The 6,466-nt window shown below is 46.9% G+C and carries 7 protein-coding genes; 4 read left to right on the top strand and 3 right to left on the bottom strand.

The window, feature by feature from the left end:
- Positions 1-45 precede the first annotated feature (45 nt).
- Positions 46-504 carry a hypothetical protein gene (locus tag FOY56_RS23100; RefSeq protein WP_146348511.1) on the bottom strand — a complete coding sequence of 153 codons (459 nt, stop codon included), beginning with the start codon at positions 502-504 and terminating at the stop codon, positions 46-48.
- A gap of 73 nt (positions 505-577) precedes the next feature.
- Between FOY56_RS23100 and FOY56_RS23095 the strand changes: the two genes are divergently transcribed.
- Both FOY56_RS23095 and FOY56_RS23090 read left to right on the top strand, forming a co-directional pair.
- Entirely contained in the window at positions 578-832 is a 255-nt protein-coding gene (locus tag FOY56_RS23095) for a type II toxin-antitoxin system ParD family antitoxin (protein WP_146348510.1), read from the top strand.
- Positions 829-1,155, top strand: a complete 327-nt coding sequence (locus tag FOY56_RS23090; RefSeq protein ID WP_146348509.1) for a type II toxin-antitoxin system RelE/ParE family toxin — start codon at positions 829-831, stop codon at positions 1,153-1,155. The genes FOY56_RS23095 and FOY56_RS23090 overlap by 4 nt, the downstream gene beginning before the upstream one ends.
- Before the next feature lie 9 nt (positions 1,156-1,164).
- On the opposite strand, the gene FOY56_RS23085 is transcribed toward FOY56_RS23090, so the two are convergent.
- The gene (locus FOY56_RS23085) at positions 1,165-1,761 is read right to left on the bottom strand and encodes a tyrosine-type recombinase/integrase (protein ID WP_222435030.1); all 597 of its coding nucleotides are present in this window, start codon (positions 1,759-1,761) and stop codon (positions 1,165-1,167) included.
- 453 nt (positions 1,762-2,214) lie between these two features.
- On the opposite strand from FOY56_RS23085, the gene FOY56_RS23080 reads away from it, so the two are divergent.
- Together FOY56_RS23080 and FOY56_RS23075 are read left to right on the top strand one after the other, a co-directional pair.
- Complete coding sequence (locus FOY56_RS23080; protein WP_146348508.1) at positions 2,215-4,314, top strand: hypothetical protein; 2,100 nt, start codon at positions 2,215-2,217, stop codon at positions 4,312-4,314.
- Between the two features lie 5 nt (positions 4,315-4,319).
- Entirely contained in the window at positions 4,320-5,912 is a 1,593-nt protein-coding gene (locus FOY56_RS23075) for a phosphotransferase (RefSeq protein ID WP_146348507.1), read from the top strand.
- A 134-nt stretch (positions 5,913-6,046) separates the two neighbouring features.
- On the opposite strand, the gene FOY56_RS23070 is transcribed toward FOY56_RS23075, so the two are convergent.
- Positions 6,047-6,403: a hypothetical protein gene (locus FOY56_RS23070; RefSeq protein WP_146348506.1), complete on the bottom strand. Its 357-nt coding sequence runs from the start codon at positions 6,401-6,403 to the stop codon at positions 6,047-6,049.
- Positions 6,404-6,466 lie beyond the last annotated feature (63 nt).

The raw sequence follows: 6,466 nt of genomic DNA, 5'->3' as shown, positions 1-6,466 counted from the left end.
GAGGCCATCATCCCGATGGATCAACGGCCAATCATGCACTAACTTTTAAAATGGACCACTCAAGTGGGGCTGCTCACCGGGTGCGGTGAAATCGATCCGGCTGAGCCGCCCGTGATTGTAACCAAATAGATACTGCTGGGCCAAAGCCTCCAACAGCTGTCCACGATGCGCAGCCAAGGATTTCAGGCTTTTGCTCAGCTGAAACTTGCCTTTGATATGTCTGCCCCACTTGGCGATGCTGAGGACATCATGGATCACCATCACTGGCGGCACGTCTTCTTCGTTCAGCACCTTCTGCACCCGCAGGAGTTTTTCCTCGGAATAGTTGGGCCAATCGAAATTCTGCGCACCCCAATGGGCAAACTTGCGATTGAACAACTTGGTTTGGGTCAATCCGATCCCGCCGTTTTCTTCGGCATATAGGATCGTCTGCTCTAAAGCATGGAACAGCTTGGATTGGTCCAGCAAGGGATCGCCGTCGGCAAGTGGGTTCAGCTTGTTCATGCAGTTTTGTGGCCCGAAACATAGACACAAGCAAGCCTATGGCATATATTGCCAACAGCAAAAGGACCCCACAATGGCCACGAAAAACGTAGTTCTCACAGATCACCAAGAGGAACTTGTTGCCGGGTTGGTTGCTTCGGGCAGGTATCAGAATGCCAGCGAAGCCATGCGGGCCGGGTTGCGCCTGCTGGAACGCGAAGAGGCGGAAGTGACTGAGTTGTCGGCACGTCTTGCCCGTGGGGTTGAGCAAGCTGTGAATCGCGATCTGGCCGAAGGCAGCGGCACTGATGCGATCCGCAGAGCCTTTGCAAAAGCAAAAGCCCGTTGAAACCGTTTCGCCTAACCCGGCAAGCCGAAGAACACCTCACTGAAATTGCAATTTGGACCTTAGATACATTTGGTCCCCGTCAAGCTGAGGCCTATGAAGAAGACCTGATCCAGCGTTGCGAACAGATTGCCAATGGCACAGCCTCGCATCAAAGCTGCGCGATCTTGGTTGATGGCATAAAGGAGGACTTGCGCTTCACCCGCGCCGGTCAGCACTTCATCGTGTTTCTGAAAACCGATGATGAAGTGATCATCGTAGATTTCCTACATTCCCGCAGCAACCTGCCCGCTAAGCTTGCGCATCTGGAAAGCAGATCGACCTGACACACTATACTATAGTACCTCGACGGCATTCCGCTTTTGCTCGTCGGTTACGTCGATGTAACGCTGGGTCGTCGTCAACTGCTTATGCCCAGCCAGTTCCATGATCACCTTCGGCGATACACCAGAATGGGCCATCTGCGTGATGAACCAACGACGACCACTGTGTGAGGACGCGTCCTCGATCCCAGCAGCATCAAAAACGCGGGCAAATGCTTGCACCATGCTGATGGGGGTGAAGTGCCCACCTTTCTGGGACTGGACCACTGGGCGCTCAAGTTTCTTCCATCGATCCAACTGCGCCCAGTAGGTTGCCAGTTCCTTTTGCAGCTTGGCGTTCAAGTGCACCTGCCGCGCCTCCTTGGCTTTGGTGTTTTCCGCTTTCAGGTAGAACATCGCCTTGGGCTTCATGTCTTTGTCCAGCACATCGGCCCACTTGAGCGAGGCAATCTCACCCACGCGCAGCCCAGCGTAATGTGAGAGCATCAACATCAATCGGTTGCGTTTGCCGTTCTGCATCGTGCCGCAGATCGCCATCACGCGTTTGAGTTCCTCAGAAGATAACACTTTAGCCTGTTTCATCCGTTCTCCGCCAAATGACTGAAACATAACGCTTTCCTACCGGAGAGCTGCTTTTGTTATGTTGCCACCTGATGGGAAGAGCGACCGTTTTCTGGCTACCAAGGATCTGAAGTTGGTAGGGCAAAGGCACGGCAAATTTGTATTTTGTTATGTTCGTAGCCGCAAAACAACTGAGGTATCCCGAAGGACATCATCCACATCTCGCTCAAAAGCATCGCAAGGTATGCCTTCGTCTGCCAACACCCTCAGAAACCAGCTACAGAAGGTGCAGAGATGTGGAACGGGATTTGAAGCAAGCTATTGCGGGTTCAAAGGAGAGCCGGCGGAAGTAATAATGGATGATTTCATCATACAGCTTGCCAAAAGAGCGCCGCAAGTTAAAATGCCCTAACCATCATAGCGACGCTGTTTGCCGATTGACGAGCTGGAAGAAACGCAAGTCGCGGTGGCGAACCCGAGAATAAATTGGACCGGCTTTGAATGGTAGATAACAACGCAATGATGGGGGCATCTAACTTCGCAAAAACAAACTTCACAACTGAACCAATCCTAAGCGAAAGCCGAAAAAACGACAATTCAAGGTTGTTTTCGCAAAGCGATCTAAAAGTGGCAGTGCTTCAACTGGTGCCAAACGCTGCGACTGTTCATGGTCAATGGACTGATGGGAAACAGGTCATTCCTACGTTGTCGTTCTCATTTGAGAACGGCGTGCTAAGGTTCATAAAGTCGCCTATGGAACACGAGTGGCTTCGCAATGTTGGCGACGATTGGCGCGTATCCATCCGTGAAAATTATCGAGTTTACTACAAAGATTTGGATGCCGACGTTTGCGATTTCGATAACATCTCGGGTGTTCTCTCCCAAATTGCTGCAAACAGTATTAACGCATTCAAGAAAAGGCTGACCGCAGAAGACTCCATCCGCACCAAAATTAACGGTGTAATGTCCAAATTAGACACAACTGATCTATTAGATCTACTCCGGGCAAGCGTTTTGGAGGTCCGAAAGGACATGTTGCTCAAACTCTCGATTGTTCGTCTCCGCAACGAAGGCAATACATTGAGAGCGACGCATATACCTACTTCTTTAAGCGTGAAGGCGGACAGGCCTCGCCATTTTGATGAAGAATTCTTGGCCGAAGTCGAGAATAGCTTCTCAACGGGGATACCCGTTTTGACATGCAATTCTAGTTGCCAAGGACACCTTGCTGCCATCCCCGTGCGCCAGAAGAACAGTTTCAACGGGGAAAAGTACTTCCTACTATCAAAGTCAACTACCGGATTTACCAGAGAGGATATGTTTCTTCTGAACACGTTCGCGAAATCATTCGAGGACATTTTTCAAAAAAATACCAAACTTAAACTACTGATCCGCCTGAGAAAGGAGATCCGTTTCAAGTCATTTCATGGGCAAGCTTCCAACTATAAGGAGCTTGAGCAGAATTTTTTAAAATTCATGGATGGTATTATTCAGGAAATTTTCAAAGTGATTCCAAGTTGTCACTCACTAACAATCAGAACATATGATCCGCAGACCAATAGCCTTAAATTACTTGTGGATGGGAAGCCACATGGTAATTCGGAGGGTGAGAACCGGCACGAAGAGATCGGTTTAAGGGAGAAGTTCGAAAGCGTCAATGCATTCACCTACACCACCTACAACAGTGACGTGGATTATGTATACATTCGCAATACACGAGAGCCCATTCCACGAGAGTACTCAGAACTAGGACTGTACAGAATAATTTCACGTAGAGAGCAGACGTTAAGTGAATTATGCTTCCCGTTTTTCTTTTCTGAAACAGTTATTGGTACAATTAACCTCGAAGCAAGGGAGAAGAGGGCATTTGATGAAGATCTGGAATATCTCTACGCCCTCAAGCACACGATCGAAGAGAAGTACAGAAGCCTGTTTTCGTTCAGCGACGTGAATTGGATAAGGCAACTTTCGAAAGTGACAGATCCACTTCATGAAATCGTAAACCACCTGGAGTCTGATTTTTTTAATGCGGAACAAAAAGAACTACTGCAGAATCTATTGATTAGCCCGGTTGCGGGCACCTCCGGCGGGGTCGAAGATGTGCGAGGCAGTGAGCTATTGGATTTGATCGGAAAACGTGTCGATAAACTTTACCCAAACGAAGAGTGTTCTCTCGTATCATCACTCAAAGGAATGGTACGTCTAAGTGGAGCGGTACCGACAAGGGTCGGAGCAGATATATTTGAAGGCATTTGGACGATTATTAGAAACCTGATGTCCAACACTATCAACCACTCTCCAATATTTCGTCGAGATGAAAAATATATAATTAGCGATTTGATAAGAATAGATTTTGGACGTCGCGAGTCGCGGAGAGACGAAATCAGAGTGAAGTATATCACATATGGGCTGATTCCTGAAGAAGTTGCCGAGACCGCTGGCCTAATGCCAATTGAAAGCCATGACGCGGCCGACAAGCCACTGCATTTCGGTCTCTATGGACTTGGATTGATTACGAGAGCACTTGGAGGTTATATGACGTTGTCTTTGTCGAAATGCAGCCGCTACGATGTGGTTGAGTTCTTGCTTCCGAGAGAGTGAAATAGATGCAAACTGTAATCAACGGAATAATTGTAGAAGAGTCCAATGCGATTTTTGAGGATTCAGTTCGGAAATACAACAAAATATTTGAGAGTTTAAATATCTGCTTCTCCGCGAAATATGCGAAAGGGCGACAGCAAGCTCAAAAAATCATTGACTCTTCGATTGGGAGTGAACGAATTCACGTGCTGATCGTGGATTTAGTTGGGGCAAGTAACGAAAGGCTGGGTTTGCAATGGGTCCAAGAATTCAAACAGAGCTACCCTGACTTAGTCATATTTGGTACTACCGGGAAAATGCTCAATTTACGAACGGTGTCTACGAAGTCGACCTCGTTTGACATTTTTGTGGATAAAACGCTCTTAACCCAAGGACTTCCTGATTACATCTTGGGAGTGGCCGAGAAGTTTTCCGCTGCATTTTGCCAAAACCTAAAAGTTAGAATTACTGAAGACTCCCCAATTCCTGAAGTGTTTAAAGGTGGGTCTAAGAACAGAGAACTCTGCTCAATCGTGGCACAGGTCTTGTTTAGTGGCGATCTAAGGCCAGACAGGATTAGCGAAACCGTTGATGTCAGGCTTTCCCCGCTCACGGGCGGTTATAGTGGAAGCCATGTATTTCGAATGGATGTCACGTACACAGATCCCCAAATTAGGGGTGTTGCGGCAGTCTTGAAAGTGTCACACCCACAGGCAGCAAGGGAAGAAGAGCTAAACTACAACAAGTATGTTAGATGGCTGCTACCTTATAAGTGGCGAGTAGATTTGCTCGGGACTGGATATGCGAAAAAGTGGGGGGGTGTGTGCTATTCGTTCATTGCAGGAAACGCCGTGTCCTATGATTCTGTTACTGCGGCTTTGGAAGCGGGAGACGGTGACGCTGCAGAGCAAGTAATAGACAGCATTTTCTCACCAGATTACCAGACCTGGTATTCCGAAAAGCTTGCCGAGGTGGATGAAGACACTGACATTACCGAATACTATTCTGCCAGCTACTTCAGGTCTAAATCCGTTCTTGATGAATGTTCCAACCACTTCAACCAAAAAGCGCAAGAACTGTTGGGCGCGATTATCGAGACAAGTGGAGCCATCAAAGTGGGCGATGACTTGTCAGTGCCTGAACCTTCATCAAAGTTGTTTTCTGTTGGTCGAGGTCCGACACGCACGACTGTTTGCCATGGCGATCTCAACAGCAACAATGTTCTGGGAACGGAAAGTGGCGAGTACATATTCATAGATTTCCAGAACACTGGACGGCATCATGTATTCACGGACTTTATTGTATTTGAAAGTAGTGTCAGACTAAACTATCGAGAAGATGCTTTGGAATTTCATGAAATTTTGAAATTCGAGAATCTCATTTCTAATTACGACAATTTGATTGGTCGAAACAAATCTTTGGACGGATTGCCGAAGATCTACGAATTAATTTCGAAGATACGAAAACAGGCCATTAAGAATTTCTCATCGGAATCTTGGGAAAATTACTTGTTTGGCTCAACAGTTTTTTCACTTCGCCTTCTTAGAATCGATGACTTTTCAAGCGATCAATATATGAGAACCCTTGCGCAACTTGTATCCGGACTAACCAAACTATAGATGCAATGTGCTTTTTGATAACTCCCGTGCGTGGCCACATAAGTTGGTTGTATGAAATTTGGGAGAGCGAGAGTGATGTTTTCGATGTATGGTCATTAGGTTAATAGCATAAAAAATATAGAATTTATTTGTGCTTATTGTCTCTTTGAGCGGTCAAGGCGGATATACTCAAGAAACGCGCCTACTTTCCCCCAATTTTGCTGCTTTCCAGCAACCCTAAGGGCACCAAGAATTTTCTGCGCGTAGAAGTACGTTCTTTGATGATTGGTTCCATCATGCCAGTTGATCATTTCAGATACATAATTCAATTCGAACTTGGTAAGACCGTCGACCATTGCTTCGGCGTTTGGCCATATTTCCTGTATTCCGTGTGCAAGGTCGAAGAAATTTTCCCGGACGTACAATTCCTCTATAATGTCTAAAGCTGGATTTTTTTCGAGTTTCGTCAATAGCTCATTGATACTTGTTTGATCGAAGGGTAATCCCCCCATTTTTAATGGGGTCCAGCCGTAGAATTCAGGCGGCTGCTTTCAGTTTCATTGCGGGTGTGATGC

The organism is Falsiphaeobacter marinintestinus (assembly GCF_007923355.1).
Taxonomy (GTDB): domain Bacteria; phylum Pseudomonadota; class Alphaproteobacteria; order Rhodobacterales; family Rhodobacteraceae; genus Phaeobacter_A; species Phaeobacter_A marinintestinus.
The sequence above is the reverse complement of the archived record's forward strand: the minus strand, read 5'-3'. Positions and strand labels throughout refer to the sequence as shown.